14 protein-coding genes and 1 pseudogene are annotated in these 16,110 nt (G+C 71.1%); 7 read left to right on the forward strand and 8 right to left on the reverse strand.

From position 1 onward, the window contains the following. From ACFXOA_RS27065 to ACFXOA_RS27080, 4 genes and pseudogenes are all read left to right on the forward strand, one after another. The coding region (locus tag ACFXOA_RS27065) for an integrase core domain-containing protein (RefSeq protein WP_385033772.1) at positions 1 to 201 on the forward strand (201 nt) is incomplete at its 5' end. Beyond that, positions 198 to 514: pseudogene (locus tag ACFXOA_RS27070) on the forward strand (GNAT family N-acetyltransferase); the annotation flags it as partial. The gene ACFXOA_RS27065 and the pseudogene ACFXOA_RS27070, both read left to right, overlap by 4 nt. A gap of 32 nt (positions 515 to 546) precedes the next feature. After that, positions 547 to 756: a sigma factor-like helix-turn-helix DNA-binding protein gene (locus ACFXOA_RS27075; RefSeq protein ID WP_014154112.1), complete on the forward strand. Its 210-nt coding sequence runs from the start codon at positions 547 to 549 to the stop codon at positions 754 to 756. Then, positions 756 to 1,328 carry a Clp protease N-terminal domain-containing protein gene (locus ACFXOA_RS27080; protein WP_385033776.1) on the forward strand — a complete coding sequence of 191 codons (573 nt, stop codon included), beginning with the start codon at positions 756 to 758 and terminating at the stop codon, positions 1,326 to 1,328. Before ACFXOA_RS27075 ends, ACFXOA_RS27080 begins: the two co-directional genes overlap by 1 nt. A 244-nt stretch (positions 1,329 to 1,572) precedes the next feature. Here ACFXOA_RS27080 and ACFXOA_RS27085 read toward each other — a convergent pair whose 3' ends face one another. Continuing rightward, positions 1,573 to 2,553, reverse strand: coding sequence for a helix-turn-helix transcriptional regulator (locus tag ACFXOA_RS27085; protein WP_385033778.1), 981 nt, complete (start codon positions 2,551 to 2,553; stop codon positions 1,573 to 1,575). 1 nt (position 2,554) lies between these two features. Then, on the reverse strand, positions 2,555 to 3,412 hold the full coding sequence (locus ACFXOA_RS27090; RefSeq protein ID WP_385033781.1) for a hypothetical protein: 858 nt from the start codon (positions 3,410 to 3,412) through the stop codon (positions 2,555 to 2,557). A gap of 177 nt (positions 3,413 to 3,589) precedes the next feature. On the opposite strand from ACFXOA_RS27090, the gene ACFXOA_RS27095 reads away from it, so the two are divergent. Continuing rightward, positions 3,590 to 4,480, forward strand: coding sequence for a hypothetical protein (locus tag ACFXOA_RS27095; RefSeq protein WP_385033784.1), 891 nt, complete (start codon positions 3,590 to 3,592; stop codon positions 4,478 to 4,480). Here the strand turns inward: ACFXOA_RS27095 and ACFXOA_RS27100 are convergent, their stop codons facing one another. From ACFXOA_RS27100 to ACFXOA_RS27120, 5 genes are all read right to left on the reverse strand, one after another. After that, positions 4,481 to 4,663 (reverse strand): DUF6104 family protein, encoded by a 183-nt coding sequence (locus ACFXOA_RS27100; protein WP_003961784.1) that lies wholly within the window; start codon positions 4,661 to 4,663, stop codon positions 4,481 to 4,483. Between the two features lie 90 nt (positions 4,664 to 4,753). Next, on the reverse strand, positions 4,754 to 8,560 hold the full coding sequence (locus ACFXOA_RS27105; RefSeq protein WP_385033786.1) for a multifunctional oxoglutarate decarboxylase/oxoglutarate dehydrogenase thiamine pyrophosphate-binding subunit/dihydrolipoyllysine-residue succinyltransferase subunit: 3,807 nt from the start codon (positions 8,558 to 8,560) through the stop codon (positions 4,754 to 4,756). A 258-nt stretch (positions 8,561 to 8,818) separates the two neighbouring features. Continuing rightward, on the reverse strand, positions 8,819 to 9,895 hold the full coding sequence (locus ACFXOA_RS27110) for an ATP-binding protein (RefSeq protein WP_385033788.1): 1,077 nt from the start codon (positions 9,893 to 9,895) through the stop codon (positions 8,819 to 8,821). Further along, entirely contained in the window at positions 9,892 to 10,629 is a 738-nt protein-coding gene (locus ACFXOA_RS27115; protein WP_385033791.1) for a response regulator transcription factor, read from the reverse strand. Before ACFXOA_RS27115 ends, ACFXOA_RS27110 begins: the two co-directional genes overlap by 4 nt. Before the next feature lie 233 nt (positions 10,630 to 10,862). After that, positions 10,863 to 11,546, reverse strand: a complete 684-nt coding sequence (locus tag ACFXOA_RS27120) for a spermidine synthase (RefSeq protein ID WP_385033795.1) — start codon at positions 11,544 to 11,546, stop codon at positions 10,863 to 10,865. 382 nt (positions 11,547 to 11,928) lie between these two features. Here ACFXOA_RS27120 and lon point away from each other — a divergent pair, with 382 nt between their 5' ends. Continuing rightward, entirely contained in the window at positions 11,929 to 14,391 is a 2,463-nt protein-coding gene (gene lon, locus ACFXOA_RS27125; protein WP_385033798.1) for an endopeptidase La, read from the forward strand. Positions 14,392 to 14,643: 252 nt separating this feature from the next. Continuing rightward, complete coding sequence (locus ACFXOA_RS27130) at positions 14,644 to 15,129, forward strand: MarR family winged helix-turn-helix transcriptional regulator (protein ID WP_385033801.1); 486 nt, start codon at positions 14,644 to 14,646, stop codon at positions 15,127 to 15,129. 50 nt (positions 15,130 to 15,179) lie between these two features. Here ACFXOA_RS27130 and ACFXOA_RS27135 read toward each other — a convergent pair whose 3' ends face one another. Beyond that, positions 15,180 to 15,965: a hypothetical protein gene (locus ACFXOA_RS27135; protein WP_385033804.1), complete on the reverse strand. Its 786-nt coding sequence runs from the start codon at positions 15,963 to 15,965 to the stop codon at positions 15,180 to 15,182. Positions 15,966 to 16,110 lie beyond the last annotated feature (145 nt).

A 16,110-nucleotide genomic window follows, 5' to 3' on the forward strand; every position in this document is an offset into this window, starting at 1 on the left:
CAGACCAACGGCAAGGTCGAACGCCTCAACCGCACCCTGCTCGACGAATGGGCCTACGCCAAGCCCTACCGCTCAGAACAGGAACGACGCGACGCCTTCCCCCACTGGCTCCACTCCTACAATCACCACCGCGGCCACACCGCACTCGCAGGCAAACCACCCGCCAGCCGCGTCCCCAACCTCACAGGGCAATACACCTAGGGTCGGTGGCGGTGACGGCGGTGAACCGCGTGCACGACACCGGCTGGGTCTCGTACTGGACGGCCGAATCGGCTCGGGGCGCCGGCATCGCCGCCGCGGGCGTACGAGCGACGGCCCGCTGGGCCTTCGACGACCTGGGGCTCCACCGTCTCGAGCTCGGGTACCGGGTGAACATCCCGCGTCATGTGCCGTGGCCCGGCGGGCCGGCTTCGCCGCCGAGGGAATCGAGCGGGGGAAGCTTCGCTACGGGAATATCCGCTACGACGTGGAGCGGCACGCACGCCTCGTCACGAATCTTGTCAACGTTGGTTGACGCCGCCTCGCATGTCAACGTAAGTTGACATCATGACCGAAGCAACGGATCTTGCCGCGCGCGCCGGTGACCGCGACCCGCGTGTGGGGCTCCGGGCGGTCGCCGCTCTGCGGCGGCTGCTCGAACAGCTCGAAGCCGTCCAGGTGAGAAGCGCCCGCGTCCAGGGGTGGTCGTGGCAGGAGATCGCCGCCGAACTGGGTGTCAGCAGGCAGGCCGTCCACAAGAAGTACGGGAGGCATTGATGTTCGAGCGATTCACCAAGGGCGCCCGGGTGGTGGTGACCGGGGCTGTGTCCCATGCCGAGCGGGCCGGTGCGGACAAGGTCGCCGAGGAGCACCTGCTGCTGTCCCTGCTGGACCAGGGGGAGGGGCGTGGGGCGTTCGCCGTCACAGCGCTCGGCCTCGTGGACCGTCGGGCCTCCGTCGAGGCGTCACTCGAACGGGCTCGCCGCCGAGGAGGGCTCACCAGCGCCGACGAGGAGGCGCTCGCCGGCCTCGGTATCGACGTGTCCGAGATCGTGGCCCGGATGGAGGATGTGCACGGCGAAGGTGTTCTGGCTCCACCACGGGGGAATCGCCGGTGGCGGAACGGGCACCGACCGTTCGCGGACGGCGCCAAGGGCGTCCTGGCCAAGTCGCTCCGCATCGCGCTCGGCAGGCGCGACCGTTTCATCGGTGAGGAGCACCTGCTGCTGGCTCTGACCGCCTGCCCGGGCGTGGTCGCCGACGTGCTCGCGGAGCACGGGGCGACGTACGAGAGCGTGGAGCGAGCTCTGTACGGGGATGGCGGCGAAGGCCAGGCCCGGGCGAGCTGACCTCGCCTTCCGCGCCACCGAGCCGACAGCATCCGCGTGCCGGCCGCCCTGTCGGGAGGGCGGCCGGCGGACTGGACCGTGCCCTGCCTGTCGGCCCGCGCTGAGAGCGGTACGGGCCGGCGTTGCCTGCGCGGTCGTCACCGCCTGTCGGCCGCCGTATCGGCAGGGCGGCGGCGGACTGGACCGTGCCCGGCCCGCCGGCGCGCGCTGAACGGGGCGCGGGCCGGAGCCCCCTGCGTGGTGTTCACCGCGTGCCGGACGGCCCGTTCCTGCCGGCCGCGGTGCCGCGCAGCACCGAGCCGATCTGGGTCGCGGCCGACGCCAGATGGCGGCGTGCCTCGGCGAGCTGAGTCTCGCTCACCCCGTGGTCCCGGGCCGCGTCGCGGACGTCGTCGCGGAACCGGTCCAGCAGGCGGTCCAGGTCGCGGGCGGGATCGCCCGTGCCGGTGGTGTCGGCGGCCCACTCGATGTCCGGCTCCCCGGGCGCGGGCCGGCTGTAGGAAGGCCAGGAGCCGGTCCTGGCGAAATTGCCCAGCTGTCCGGTGATCTCGGCCAGACCGTCCCGCACCCCCGCCGGCCAGTCACCCCGCGAGAAGTGCTCCTGGACCTGCCGCGCGGCGTTCTGCATCTGCTCCCGCGCCTTCTCCTGAGCTTCCTGGGCCTGGCGGCGGGCGCGGTCCGCGTCCTCGCGGGCCTTGCGGGACTCGTCCTTCGCCTTGCGGGCCTGTTCCTTCCACTCCTGCTTGGCCTTGCGCAGCTCCTCCTTCGCCGTGCGCCAGGCCTCGCTCTCTCCTGATCCCGGGTCCCATCCGGTCCGGTGGTCTCCGGCAGGGGCGTGCTTGGACTCGGAGGCGGCCGCACGCATCTCGCTGCGGAGCCGGCCTGCCGCGCCCCGCACGTCGTCGCGGATCTCCGCGGCCAGCTCGGAGACCGATTCACGGATCTCCAGCTCCAGATCGGCCAGTTCCCCGCCGCGGCCCGCCAGCTCGGCGCGCCCGGCATCGGTGATGGAGTAGACCTTGCGCCCTCCCTCGGTCGCGTGGGTGACGAGCCCTTCGGCCTCCAGCTTGGCCAGGCGGGGATACACCGTGCCGGCCGAGGGTGCGTACAGGCCCTGGAAGCGCTCCTCCAGGAGCCGGATCACCTCGTACCCGTGCCTGGGGGCCTCGTCCAGCAACTTCAGGAGGTAGAGGCGGAGACGGCCATGGGCGAATACGGGGGGCATGTCAGAGCACCTTTCCGGTCTGCTCGGCATCGTGTGCGCTGTCCTGGGCGGGAGGGCGCCGCAACAGGGCGATCGAACCCGAGACGGTGGTCGCCTTCAGGGTCCCGGTGCCCGCGCCCAGTGTGCCGGTGATCTTCTTGGCGCCCCACTGGCCGCCCACCCGCAGGTCCTCGAAGGCGTTGGAGACGGCGCCGCTCGCCGTGTTGGCCTCGACCCGTGCGTCCGCCGGGTGCGGCAGCCGGATGGAGATCTCGCCGGAGACCGAGGTCAGCCGGATGTCCGTCGGCTTCGAGGAGGTGTCCAGGTCGAGCACCATGTGGCCGGTGACCGATTCCGCTCGCACCGAGGTGCCCGCACCCTCGACGACGGTCAGGTCCCCCGAGACGGACTGGAAGCGCAGGTCGCCCGTGACCGTCTGGGCCTCCAGGTGGCCCGACACGGTCTCGGCCCGGACCACGCCGGAGAGACCCACCAGGGTGCTGTCGCCTGAGACGCCCCTCAGCTCGGTGCGCCCGCGGATCCCCGAGACGACCGCCTCCGCTCCGACCGCTCCGACCTTGACCGTCGCGCCCGCAGGCACCGCCAGGGAGACCACGGCGGTGCGGCGCGGACGCCGGCGGTCGAGCCAGGTGAGGAACCCCTGCCACGGAAGGTCCTCGTACGTGACGGTGAGGGATCCGCCCTCCTGGGTCACGATCAGCGGGGGGCCGTCGATCGCGGTCACCTCCAGCCGGGCGGTCGGCTCGTCCGTGCCGACGACATTCACCGTGCCATCGACGATGCGCACGTCGAGTGCTGTCACGGGCTCGTCGAAGGTGAGCTTCCGGGGCTCGGCGACGTTCCACGTCGGCTCAGGCATGGGTATGACCTCCCGCTGGACGGTGTGACGCAATATATCGCGTCTCCTGAGAACACGATATATCGTGGATCGAGGAAGTCAAGGGCGGAATCCGAAGGGCGGCGGCAAGGGGGTCGGGGGGCGCCATGGAGGGGTGAAAAGGTTCAAATGGGGCGAAAGTGACCTAGCGTGTGAGGCATGACCGCGACATCCGTGGGTGCCCTGCTGCTCTGCCGGGCCGAACCCGAGACCGTACGGCCCGTGGCGCACCTGCTGCAGGAGCGCATGCTCCTCGTACCGGCGGGGGAGGGCTGGAGTGTGCTCGTGCCCGAGGGGAAACCCTGGCGGAGGGACGGACACGACGGTGGCGCGGTGGACAGGACCGCGTCCCCCGGCGGGTCCGCGGCCGACGGCGAAAGGCCTGAGCCGGTCGACCGCGTCGTCGGGGGATGGGCGACGGCCCTCGCGGTCGGCTCGACCTGGCCGGTGCTCGCCCTGTGGTGGGACGCGGACGGTTCCGGCTACACCCTGGCCTCGGGATTCCGCCGTCCGGTCGGCTACATCTGGCTGGCGGACGGCACCCCGGCCGCCGAGGAGGAGGCGATGCGTACTTCCGCCCTCCGGCTCGGCCTCGACCCCGTGCTCGACGTCCAGGCTCTGGAAGCGCTCACCAGGGAGGACCCGGCGGCCGACTCCGGCGCCCGGCTGCGCGACCTGCTCACCGTCCTCGCCCGCGCGGGTGTGGAACTGCCCGCCGGTCTCACGCCCGGTGAGCCGGCCGACCGGCTGCGCTCGGTCGCCGCCGTCCTCCCGCGGGCCGAACTCATCGAATGGGCGGGCTGGCGCGATGCCGTACGCGTCGAGCTGGACGCCGTGGAGAGCGGCAGCCTCGGTCCCTGGGTGCTGGGCCCGAGGGCCCGGACGGTGGCCGCCGCCCAGATCGCGGCGGGACTTCCGCTCACCCTCTGGGGAGCGCGGCGCCGCAGTGGCGGCTGGATCACGGCGGGTCTGGTCCTGCTCGCGCAGGGCGTGCTGGGGCTCGCCTACAACCGGATCAGGGGCACCGCGGCGGGGAGCCCCGGGAGGTGACTACTCGTCCTCGTCCTCGTCGTCGAGCCGGGCCAGCCAGGTCGCCAGGCGTTCGACGGGGACCTCGAAGTCGGGGTTGAGGTCGACGAACGTGCGGAGCTGCTCGGCGAGCCACTCGAAGGTGACCTCCTCCTCGCCGCGCCGCTTCTCCAGTTCCTCGATGCCACGGTCCGTGAAGTACATGGGACCAGAATAACGAGGCCGGAAAGCCGGAGGTCCCGGCCCCGCGAGATGTTCGCGGGGCCGGGACCTCCGGTCGTGTACAGCCGCTGATCAGGCCTCGAAGACCTCGTCGACCAGCTGAGCCTGCTCGGCCTGGTGACGCTTGGCCGAGCCGACCGCCGGAGACGAGCCGTGCGGCCGCGAGATGCGGCGCAGACGCTCGCCGTGCGGCACGTCGGCGCCGACGGCCAGGTCCAGGTGGTCGATCAGGTTGAGCGCGATGAACGGCCACGCACCCTGGTTGGCCGGCTCCTCCTGGGCCCAGAGGTACTTCTCGGCGTTCGGGTACTTGGCGATCTCCGCCTGGATCTCCGCACCCGGCAGCGGGTACAGACGCTCCAGCCGGATGATCGCGGTCTCCGTGTCGCCACGCTTCTCGCGCTCGGCGTCCAGGTCGTAGTAGAGCTTGCCGGAGACGAAGACCACCTTGCGGACGCCCTCGGCCTTCACCGTCTCGTCGCCGATCACGGGGCGGAAGCCACCGCTGGTGAACTCCTCCACCTTCGACGCGGCCGCCTTGAGGCGGAGCATCGACTTCGGGGTGAAGACGATCAGCGGCTTGTGGTGCGGGTTGTGCACCTGCCACCGCAGGAGGTGGAAGTAGTTCGACGGCAGGGTGGGCATCGCGACCGTCATGTTGTCCTGCGCGCACATCTGCAGGAAACGCTCCGGACGCGCGGACGAGTGGTCCGGGCCCTGGCCCTCGTAGCCGTGCGGCAGCAGCAGGGTGACGCCGGACGTCTGGCCCCACTTCTGCTCGGCGGAGGAGATGAACTCGTCGACGACGGTCTGGGCGCCGTTGACGAAGTCGCCGAACTGGGCCTCCCAGATCACCAGGGACTCCGGGCGGGCCAGCGAGTAGCCGTACTCGAAGCCCATCGCCGCGTACTCGCTGAGGAGCGAGTCGTAGACGTTGTAGCGGGCCTGGTCGTCGGCGAGGTAGAGCAGCGGGGTGTAGTCCTCGCCGGTCTTCTGGTCGACGAGGACCGCGTGACGCTGGCCGAAGGTGCCGCGGCGGGTGTCCTGGCCGGCGAGCCGGACCGGGGTGCCCTCCATCAGCAGCGACCCGATGGCCAGGGTCTCGCCCATGCCCCAGTCGATGGTGCCGTTCTCCACGGAGGCCGCTCGGCGCTGCATCTGCGGGAGCAGACGCGGGTGCACCGTGATGCCGTCGGGGATGTTGACCTGGGACTCGGCGATCAGCTTCACGACCTCCGAGGAGACCGCGGTGCCGACCGAGACGGGGAACTCCGCCTGGACGTCCGGGACATGCGGCTGGGACGGCGCCGAGGTGGCCTCACGGACCTCCGCGAAGACCTTCTCCAGCTGTCCCTGGAAGTCCTGGAGGGCCTGCTCGGCCTCTTCCAGCGTGATGTCGCCGCGACCGATGAGGGACTCGGTGTAGAGCTTGCGCACCGAGCGCTTCTTGTCGATCAGGGTGTACATCTGCGGGTTGGTGAACTCCGGGTTGTCGCCCTCGTTGTGACCGCGGCGGCGGTAGCAGATGAGGTCGATCACGACGTCCTTGTTGAACGTCTGCCGGTACTCGAAGGCGAGCCGCGCGACGCGGACCACGGCCTCCGGGTCGTCGCCGTTGACGTGGATGATCGGCGCCTCGATCATGCGCGCCACGTCCGTGGCGTACATCGAGGAGCGCGAGGACTCCGGGGCGGCGGTGAAGCCGACCTGGTTGTTGATCACCACGTGCACGGTGCCGCCGGTGCGGTAGCCGCGCAGCTGCGACATGTTCAGCGTCTCGGCGACGACGCCCTGGCCGGCGAAGGCCGCGTCGCCGTGGAGCGCGACGGGCAGGACGGTGAAGTCGGTGCCGCCCTTGTTGATGATGTCCTGCTTGGCGCGGGCGATGCCCTCCAGGACCGGGTCGACCGCCTCCAGGTGCGAGGGGTTGGCGGCCAGCGAGACCTTGATCTGCTCGCCGTCCAGACCGGTGAAGGTGCCTTCGGCGCCGAGGTGGTACTTGACGTCGCCGGAGCCGTGCATGGAGCGGGGGTCGAGGTTGCCCTCGAACTCCCGGAAGATCTGCGCGTACGACTTGCCGACGATGTTCGCCAGGACGTTGAGGCGGCCGCGGTGGGCCATGCCGATGACGACCTCGTCGAGGCGGGCCTCGGCGGCGGAGTCGATGACCGCGTCGAGCAGCGGGATGACGGACTCGCCGCCCTCCAGCGAGAAGCGCTTCTGGCCGACGTACTTGGTCTGCAGGAACGTCTCGAACGCCTCGGCGGCGTTGAGGCGGCGCAGGATCCGCAGCTGCTCCTCGCGCTCCGGCGCGGGGCGCGGACGCTCCACCCGGTCCTGGAGCCACTTGCGCTCCTTCGGCTCCTGGATGTGCATGAACTCGATGCCGGTGGTGCGGCAGTACGACTCACGCAGGACACCGAGGATGTCGCGGAGCTTCATCATCGTCTTGCCGGCGAAACCGCCGACCGCGAACTCCCGCTCCAGGTCCCACAGGGTGAGGCCGTGCTCGGTGATGTCGAGGTCGGGGTGCTTGCGCTGGCGGTACTCCAGCGGGTCGGTGTCGGCCATCACGTGACCGCGGACCCGGTAGGAGTGGATCAGCTCGAAGACGCGTGCAGCCTTCGTGACGTCGTCGTCGTGCGAGGCGTCGATGTCCTTGAGCCAGCGGACCGGCTCGTAGGGGATGCGCAGCGCCTTGAAGATCTCGTCGTAGAAGTCGTTCTCGCCGAGGAGGAGCTGGGCCAGCACCCGGAGGAACTCGCCGGACGCGGCGCCCTGGATGACCCGGTGGTCGTACGTCGAGGTCAGGGTCATGACCTTCGAGATACCGAGCTTGTTCAGGGTGTCCTGGGAGGTGCCCTGGAACTCCGCCGGGTAGTCCATCGCGCCGACGCCCATGATGAGGCCCTGTCCGGGCATCAGGCGGGGCACCGAGTGGACGGTGCCGATGCCGCCGGGGTTGGTCAGCGAGGCGGTGACACCTGAGAAGTCGTCCATGCCGAGCTTGCCGACGCGGGCACGGCGGACGATGTCCTCGTAGGCCTGCCAGAACTCGAAGAAGTTGAGCGTCTCGGCCTTCTTGATGGCCGCGACGACGAGCTGGCGGTCGCCGTTCGGCTTCACCAGGTCGATGGCCAGGCCGAGGTTGACGTGCTCGGGCTTGACCAGGGTCGGCTTGCCGTCCTTCACCGCGAAGGAGTAGTTCATCGACGGCATGGCCTTGAGGGCCTGCACCATCGCGTACCCGATGAGGTGCGTGAAGGAGATCTTCCCGCCGCGGGCCCGCTTGAGGTGGTTGTTGATGACGATGCGGTTGTCGAAGAGCAGCTTCACCGGGACGGCGCGGACGGACGTGGCCGTCGGCAGCTCCAGGGAGGCGTTCATGTTCTTCGCGACCGCGGCGGAGGGGCCGCGCAGCGTGACGTACTCGGGGCCGGCGGGGGCCTCGGCCGGAGCCTCCTCCGACTTCGCCGCCGCGGGAGCGGCCTTGGCGGGCGCGGGCTTCGCCGGGGCGGCGGGGGCCTTCGCGGGAGCCGCCGGGGCGGCGGCCGCGGGCTTGGCCGGGGCGGCCGGCGCCGGCGCGGCCTGGGTCGGGGCGGAGTTGTTCACGGTGCTCGCTGCGGTGGCGGCCGGAGCCGGTGTCACCGCTCCCGCGGGTGCGGGTACGGGCTTGTCCGCCGTGCCGGACGCGCCCGGCTTGTAGTCGGCGAAGAAGTCCCACCAGGCGCGATCGACCGAATTCGGGTCCTGGAGGTACTGCTGGTAGATCTCGTCGACGAGCCACTCATTCGGGCCGAAAGCGGCGGCGGGGTTCGACCCGGAGCCTGCTTCTTGATCGGTCGAGATGCTCGAGTTACTGGGGGACTGAGACGACACGGCGGCAACCGCCCTCTTCCGCTTCACAAGGTGATGGACAGCGGAAATCAAGGCTACGCCTCCCCAGCCGTTACGTGCAGGCCGGGCCGGTCTTCGTCGTGCACATCACATCGGAAGCCGGGTTTCGGCGCATGAAATGGCGGGAAACAAGCAGGGTTCCGCTGCCCTTCGGTACGCGAGGCCGGTGTACGGCCCCTTGGACCGTATCGCTTTCCCGGCCCGGAGGCAGAAACGGGGCCCTCCGCTTCGAACACAGGGTCAATCGCGGAACGGGGCGATCCCCGGAAGGGTGACCTGGATGCGGCAGCCCCGGGCGGATTCGGCCACCCCGATCCGGCCACCGTGCAGATCCACCGCCCAGCGGGCGATGGCGAGACCGAGCCCCGTGCCCCCGTCGCTGCCCGGGCCGTGCGGCGACGGTGCCTGGCCCCGGTTGAACCGCTCGAAGACCCGGTGGCGCTCCGCCTCCGGGATGCCGGGCCCCTCGTCGATGACCTCCAGCTCCAGCGACTCGGGATGCGCGCCCCTGCGCGCCAGCACGGTGACCCGGCCGTGCGGCGGGCTGTGCTTGACGGCGTTGTCGATGAGATTGGCGACCACCTGGTGCAGGCGTTCCGCGTCGGCGTGCGCCGTCAGCTCGGGCGGCGACACGTCCAGATGCAGATGGACATCTGTACGGGTGTGGTTGCCGGAACCTGAGGAGAGGCGGCGGTGGGAGGCGGCCAGGTTCGCCTCCTTGAGTACGCCGGAGAGATAGGGCCAGACCTCGAAGCGGCGTGCCTTGATCTGGACCACGCCGTTGTCCAGCCTGGACAGGTCGAGGAGCGTCTCCACCAGCCGGCCCAGGCGCTCCGTCTGCTTCAGCGCCGTACGCATCGTCTCGGGGTCGGCCTCCGACACCCCGTCCACGACGTTCTCCAGCACCGCTCTGAGCGCGGCGATGGGGGTGCGCAGCTCATGGGAGACATTGGCCACCAGCTCCTTGCGGTGCCGGTCCTCCGCCTCCAGGTCGTCCGTCATGCGGTTGATCGTCTGCGCGAGATCGCCCAGCTCGTCACGGCGCCCGGCGCCGCTCACCCGTCTCGTGTAGTCGCCGTGCGAGATCGACCGCGCCACCGCGCGCATCTCGTCCAGCGGCGCCGTGAGGCCGTGCGCCACGAACTGGGTGATCAGCAGGGTGGCGATCACCGAGAAGACGGTGATGAACCGGAACTCGGTCCTGGTCCGCAGGGCGACGATCAGCAGTCCGGTCGTGATGAACACGGAGACGACGACGAGCGTGCCCAGCTTGGCCTTGATGGAGAACGGCCGTAGTCCTGACCCGGGCCGGGTCATGGCGCGGGGGTCTCCAGGGCGTAGCCGACGCCGTGCACGGTACGGATGCGCTCGGCGCCGATCTTCCGGCGCAGGGCCTTGATGTGGCTGTCGACCGTGCGTGTCCCGGAGGCGTCCGCCCAGTCCCAGACCTCGGCGAGCAGCTGCTCCCGGGACAGTACGGCGCGCGGGGTGTTCGCCAGGCAGACCAGCAGGTCGAACTCGGTCGGAGTCAGGTGCACGTCGTCGGCGCGCACCTTGACCCGGCGCTGCGCGTGGTCGATCTCCAGCTCGCCGAGGCGGAGGATCCCGCTGCGGGGGGTGACGGCGGCCAGCGCGGCCCGCTCGACCCTGCGCAGCAGGACGTGGACGCGTGCCGCGAGCTCCCGCATCGAGAACGGCTTGGTCATGTAGTCGTCCGCGCCGACCCCGAGTCCGACCAGCATGTCGGTCTCGTCGTCCCGTGCGGTGAGCATCAGCACCGGTACGGGGCGCTGGGCCTGCACGCGCCGGCACACCTCCAGGCCGTCGAAGCCGGGGAGCATGATGTCGAGCAGCATCAGGTCCGGCTGCCATGCCTCGGCCGCGTCCACGGCCGAGGGGCCGTCGGACGCGGTCTGCACCAGGAAGCCCTCGGCCCGCAGCCGGGCGGAAATGGCGTCGACGATCGTCGCGTCGTCCTCGACCACCAGCACCCGGCGCTGAGCACCGGGGGTGGCCGCCGCGCCGTTGTGGGTGGTGTGTGTCTGTTCCATCGCCCCGCCCCTGCCCGTTCTCGCGGAGGCCATTCCCCCGGAGGCACGGTTGTCGCTTGTGGATTTCGTCGGTAGGCCCGTGTGCCGGTCAGCAGCGTAAGGGCAGAGGACGTCTCCCGGCTACGCAGGGTGTTGTCCGGCACGGAGGTGTTACCCACGGGAAAGGATACGGACCGGCGGGCTCGGGGCGTCCCGCCCCCGGCAGGACCGGGACGCGTATACCGGGTGGGGGTTCAGTCGCCGCGCAGTGCGAGATGGACCACGTCGGGAACACCTCGGGCAACGGCTACTTCTTCGGTCCTTACGGCGTGGAATCCGGCATTCCGCAGCGCCGCGCCGAAGCCGGAGGACGGCTGGGCGGACCAGACGGCGAGGACCCCGCCCGGCGTCAGGCGGGCCCGGCAGGCCGCGAGTCCGGCGGGGGAGTAGAGGCTGCCGTTGTCCTCGGTGACCGTCCACTCCGGGCCGTTGTCGATGTCCAGGCACAGTGCGTCGTAACGCTCCGTGGTCGTACGGAGGTGTTCGACGAGATCGCCGCGGAGGATCTCCGTCCGGGGATCGGCGAGCGCGGGCCCGGTGATCCGGCCGAGCGGGCCGGTGCGGTGCCAGTCGACCACCGCCGCCTCCCGCTCGACGACCACGATCCGGCCCCAGCGGTCCTCCTCGGCCGCCCGTACGAGCGAGAACCCGACGCCGAGACCGCCGACGAGGACCGAGGGGTCCCGCCGGTCCTCGGGCAGGGCGCCGAGCGCGGCGTCGACCAGGAGCCGTTCGGAGCGCCCGTCGGACGTGTCCATCAGGAAGCAGCCGTTGGCGATGATCTCGAAGTGCTCGCCCCGCTCACGCAGGACGACTTCCCCGAAGGGGCCGTCCCGCCGGTCCAGGACGACGGGGCTGCTGGCATCTGTGGCGGACATGGGAGAGGTCTCCGGTGGGCGCTCGGGGTCATCGGTGCGCGTCCATCTTTCTTGTCGTCCCGCCGCGGGGCCAGCGAATTCGCGCCGCGCCACCCTTCGGGGCGGCGCCTCTCCGGGTGAGCCGGGCAAGGCGGCCCGGCTCACCGCGGCGGGTGGGTGCCTCCGGCCGGGAATGCCCGCAGGCTCGGGGATGCTCGGGTGGAAGAGGGCTGCCCGGCCGTCGCCGGGGGGTGAGCTCCCGGGCCGGTCGGCACCCATGGAACCTCGCAGGCCGGGAGGTGCTTCCAGGTTGATCGCTCTGAGCGAACAGGTGCCGGGGAACATTCGGGCGCTCACAAGCATTGAGTCGGCATAGCTCAACTTGCCTGCCGAAGGGGAGATCATGACTTCAGAGTCCGCGTCCAAGGTGTCCACGCCGGTCGACCTGCCCGTGCTGCCGCTCGACGACGAGGTCGTGCTGCCCGGGATGGTGGTGCCGCTCGATCTGTCGGACGCGGAGGTCCGTGGAGCGGTGGAGGCCGCGCAGTCGGTGGCACGGCCCGAGGGCGGCAAGCCCGAGGTGCTCCTCGTGCCGCGCATCGACGGCAACTACACGGGGACCGGTGTCCTCGGGACCGTCGAACAGGTCGGACGCCTGTCGGACGGTGACCCCGGGGCGCTCATCCGGGCCCGCGACCGGGTACGGATCGGCGCCGGAACCAGCGGTCCCGGGAACGCGCTGTGGGTGGAGGGGACCAGGATCGAGGTACCCGTGCCCGGGCCTTCCCCGGCCTCGGCCTCCCCCGGCCGGGGTGAACCCGGTCCCGGTCCGGTCGCCGAGCTCGTCCGGGAGTACAAGGCCCTGGCGACCAGCTGGCTGAAGAAGCGGGGCGCCTGGCAGGTCGTGGACCGCGTCCAGCAGATCGAGGACGTCTCCGCCCTCGCCGACAACTCGGGGTACTCCCCCTTCCTCACCGTCGCCCAGAAGGTCCAGCTGCTGGAGACCACGGACCCGGTCGCCCGCCTGAGGCTGGCGATCCGGTGGCTCGGCGAGCACCTCGCCGAGCAGGATGTCGCGGAGTCCATCGCCAAGGACGTCCAGGAGGGCGTCGACAAGCAGCAGCGTGAGTTCCTGCTGCGGCGTCAGCTCGACGCCGTGCGCAAGGAGCTCTCCGACCTCAACGGCGAGCCGGACGACGAGTCGGGCGACTACCGGGCACGCGTCGAGGCGGCGGAGCTCCCCGGGCACGTCCGCGAGGCGGCCCTCAAGGAGGTCGAGAAGCTGGAGCGCTCCTCCGACCAGAGCCCTGAGGGCTCGTGGATCCGGACCTGGCTGGACACCGTCCTCGAACTCCCGTGGAACGAAAGGACCGAGGACACCTACGACATCCGGGGCGCGCAGGAGGTCCTGGACGCCGAGCACGCGGGCCTGCAGGACGTGAAGGAACGCATCACCGAGTACCTCGCGGTGCGCAAGCGCCGCGCGGACCGTGGACTCGGCGTCGTCGGCGGCCGGCGGGGCGGCGCGGTGCTCGCGCTGGTCGGGCCTCCCGGGGTCGGCAAGACCTCGCTCGGCGAGAGCGTCGCGCACGCCATGGGCCGCTCCTTCGTCCGGGTCGCGCTCGGCGGGGTCCGGGACGAGGCGGAGATCAGGGGACACCGGCGCACCTACGTCGGCGCGCTCCCCGGGCGGATCGTACGCGCGATCAAGGAGGCCGGCTCGATGAACCCGGTCGTCCTGCTCGACGAGATCGACAAGGTCGGCTCCGACTTCCGGGGCGACCCCGCGGCCGCGCTGCTCGAAGTGCTCGACCCGGCCCAGAACCACACCTTCCGCGACCACTACCTGGAGGTCGAACTCGACCTCAGCGACGTGGTGTTCCTGGCCACCGCCAACGTCGTCGAATCCATCCCGGAGGCGCTGCTCGACCGTATGGAGCTGGTGACGCTGGACGGGTACACCGAGGACGAGAAGGTCGTCATCGCGCGTGACCACCTCCTCCCGCGGCAGCTGGAGCGAGCGGGACTGGAGGAGGGTGAGGTCACCCTCGACGAGTCCGCGCTGCGCAAGCTGGCCGGTGAGTACACCCGTGAGGCCGGGGTGCGCAACCTCGAGCGTGCCGTCGGACGCCTGCTGCGCAAGATCGCGGCACAGCACGAACTGGGTGAGCGGAAGATCCCGTTCACGGTGTCCGACGGGGATCTGAGGGGGCTGATCGGGCGGCCGCGCCACGTCCCGGAGTCCGCACAGGACCCCGCGGGACGCAGGACGGCGGTGCCGGGAGTGGCCACCGGTCTCGCCGTGACCGGGGCGGGCGGTGACGTCCTGTTCGTCGAGGCCTCGCTGGCCGACCCGGAGACCGGGGCGTCCGGTCTGACCCTGACGGGCCAGCTCGGCGACGTCATGAAGGAGTCCGCGCAGATCGCCCTGAGCTTCCTGCGCTCGCACGGTGCCGAGCTGGAGCTCCCGGTCGCGGACCTCAAGGACCGGGGCGTGCACATCCACTTCCCGGCGGGCGCGGTGCCCAAGGACGGCCCGAGCGCCGGTATCACCCTGACGACCGCGCTGGCCTCGCTGCTCTCCGGGCGGCTGGTCCGCACGGACGTGGCGATGACGGGCGAGGTGTCGCTGACCGGACGGGTACTGCCCATCGGAGGGCTGAAGCAGAAGCTGCTCGCCGCCCACCGCGCGGGCATCACGACCGTGGTGATCCCCCAGCGCAACGAGGCCGACCTGGACGACGTCCCGGCCGAGGTCCTCGACGCCCTGGAGGTCCACCCGGTGACCGATGTGCGCCAGGTGCTGGAGATCGCCCTCGCCCCGGCCTCGGCGGAGGTGAGGGAGATGGTCCCGGCCGCCGCGTAGGCCTCACGCTGTGACGGACGTGGCGCCACGTCCCCGGCCGGTACGGACGTCCCGCCCTCCCCGGAGGGCGGGACGTTCCGCGTGCGGGGCGGGATGTGCGCACCGGCGGGTCGGACGCCCGCCGGTGCCACCCACGCATCCGGGCGCGCCGCCGACGCGCGCGGCCCTCCGTCTCCAGGGGGCCGGACCCCTCAGGTCCGCACCTGCGAAATACTGGCCCGGCTGGGGTGAAGGCCGGAGTCGGGAAAGCGTATGAGGGGTGCTGACGTGCACGCGAGCGGAAGCGGCGGCGAACACGGACAGGGCGTGGACCACGAGTTCCTGGCCCTGGAGCGGGAGCTGTCGGTCTTCCTGCGCCGGGCGCGGGCCAACTCGGGGGAGATGGCGCGTGAGGTCCACCCGGACCTGGAGGCGGCCGCCTACGGGCTGCTCGTCCGGCTGGAGTCCACCGGACCGCAGCGCGCCACCGACCTCGCCGTCTACTTCGGGGTGGGCAAGGCGACGATGAGCCGGCAGCTGCACGCCTTGGAGCGGCTCGGGCTGGTGGCGCGCGAGACCGATCCCGCCGACGGCCGGGCCTCGCTGGTCCACCTCACGGACGAGGGGCTCGAACGCTTCACCAGCGTCCGCGACGCCCGGCGCGGGCGCTACGCCCTCAAGCTCGCGGACTGGGACCGTGCCGAGATCGCGGAACTGGCCCGCCTGCTCCACCACTTCAACGAGCGCTCCGAGGACTGAGCGGCCAGGGCGGCGGCTTCCTGAGCCCCCGTCGGGCCTTCGGGGCCCTCTCAGAGCTCGACGAGGACCGCCGTCGCGTCGTCGTGCGGCTTCCCGCGGCGCGGGCGGCCGCTGTCCGTGTCCGCCCGCTCGAGTTCCCGGACCCGGTCGATGAGCCCCTGTGGTCCCGTCGCGCGCAGCATCTTCAGGGCGGCGCCCCAGTCGCCCTCCTGGAACCGCTCCGTCCAGCGGCTCGCGCCGTCGGTCAGGGCGGCCAGGGCGCGTACGTCCTTCCGGGGGGTCTCGCCCGTCACGGCACGCGAGGCGACCCCGGGGTCGGCGGCGGCCGTGAAGAAACCGCCCTCCTTGTTCCGCACACGGGTGTCCGCGATCTCCTCCGAGGCGAGCGAACCGGGCGGCAGCCTGTCGATACGGTCGTCCAGGACCGGTGTGACCCCGCCGTCCGGCGCTTCGACGAGCAGGGCCGAGTCGGAGAGCACGAGGTGCTCGACCCGCTCCTCGTCCCAACGCGCCAGAACGACCGTCGCCTGAGGCGTGCGGGGGTGAGAAAGGTCACACGGTGAACCGTGCGCTTCGGCGGTGCGCCGGATGGACTCCGACAGGATCCAGGCCAGCGTCATATCCCGCCGCGAAGCGGACAGTTCGGCCAGGGAGCCCCCGAGCCTCGCCGTGAACCACGGCACCGAGTGCACACAGCCGTCGCTTCCCGCGGGGGGCGTGACGCCGTCCAGCAGAACGAGGGTGCCGCCCCGTCCCTCCGCAGGGACGGAGGCCGATGCCCAGTCCTCGTTGGGGCGTTCGGAGCTGCCCGGTTCGGTGGCGAGTTCGATGCGCATCCAGCCAGTCTGCACGATGCCTTCACGGAGCCTGCACGAACCGGGGGTTGGACCGTACCAGCAGGTCAGGGTGGCCACCGGCCGTGGAATCGAGGGCTCCAGGCATATGCGGGCGGGCATACTGCCAAAGCCTGGCCGTAAGTTC

Source organism: Streptomyces sp. NPDC059166, from assembly GCF_042755185.1.
Taxonomy (GTDB): domain Bacteria; phylum Actinomycetota; class Actinomycetes; order Streptomycetales; family Streptomycetaceae; genus Streptomyces.

Bases quoted from the DNA above. Each gene is read 5' to 3' on its own strand.
- lon (WP_385033798.1), top strand. From the start codon at position 11,929: ATGACTTCAGAGTCCGCGTCCAAGGTGTCCACGCCGGTCGACCTGCCC.
- ACFXOA_RS27120 (WP_385033795.1), bottom strand. From the start codon at position 11,546: ATGTCCGCCACAGATGCCAGCAGCCCCGTCGTCCTGGACCGGCGGGAC.
- ACFXOA_RS27090 (WP_385033781.1), bottom strand. From the start codon at position 3,412: ATGCCTGAGCCGACGTGGAACGTCGCCGAGCCCCGGAAGCTCACCTTC.
- ACFXOA_RS27075 (WP_014154112.1), top strand. From the start codon at position 547: ATGACCGAAGCAACGGATCTTGCCGCGCGCGCCGGTGACCGCGACCCG.
- ACFXOA_RS27110 (WP_385033788.1), bottom strand. From the start codon at position 9,895: ATGACCCGGCCCGGGTCAGGACTACGGCCGTTCTCCATCAAGGCCAAG.
- ACFXOA_RS27135 (WP_385033804.1), bottom strand. From the start codon at position 15,965: ATGCGCATCGAACTCGCCACCGAACCGGGCAGCTCCGAACGCCCCAAC.
- ACFXOA_RS27080 (WP_385033776.1), top strand. From the start codon at position 756: ATGTTCGAGCGATTCACCAAGGGCGCCCGGGTGGTGGTGACCGGGGCT.
- ACFXOA_RS27085 (WP_385033778.1), bottom strand. From the start codon at position 2,553: ATGCCCCCCGTATTCGCCCATGGCCGTCTCCGCCTCTACCTCCTGAAG.
- ACFXOA_RS27095 (WP_385033784.1), top strand. From the start codon at position 3,590: ATGACCGCGACATCCGTGGGTGCCCTGCTGCTCTGCCGGGCCGAACCC.
- ACFXOA_RS27130 (WP_385033801.1), top strand. From the start codon at position 14,644: ATGAGGGGTGCTGACGTGCACGCGAGCGGAAGCGGCGGCGAACACGGA.
- ACFXOA_RS27115 (WP_385033791.1), bottom strand. From the start codon at position 10,629: ATGGAACAGACACACACCACCCACAACGGCGCGGCGGCCACCCCCGGT.
- ACFXOA_RS27100 (WP_003961784.1), bottom strand. From the start codon at position 4,663: ATGTACTTCACGGACCGTGGCATCGAGGAACTGGAGAAGCGGCGCGGC.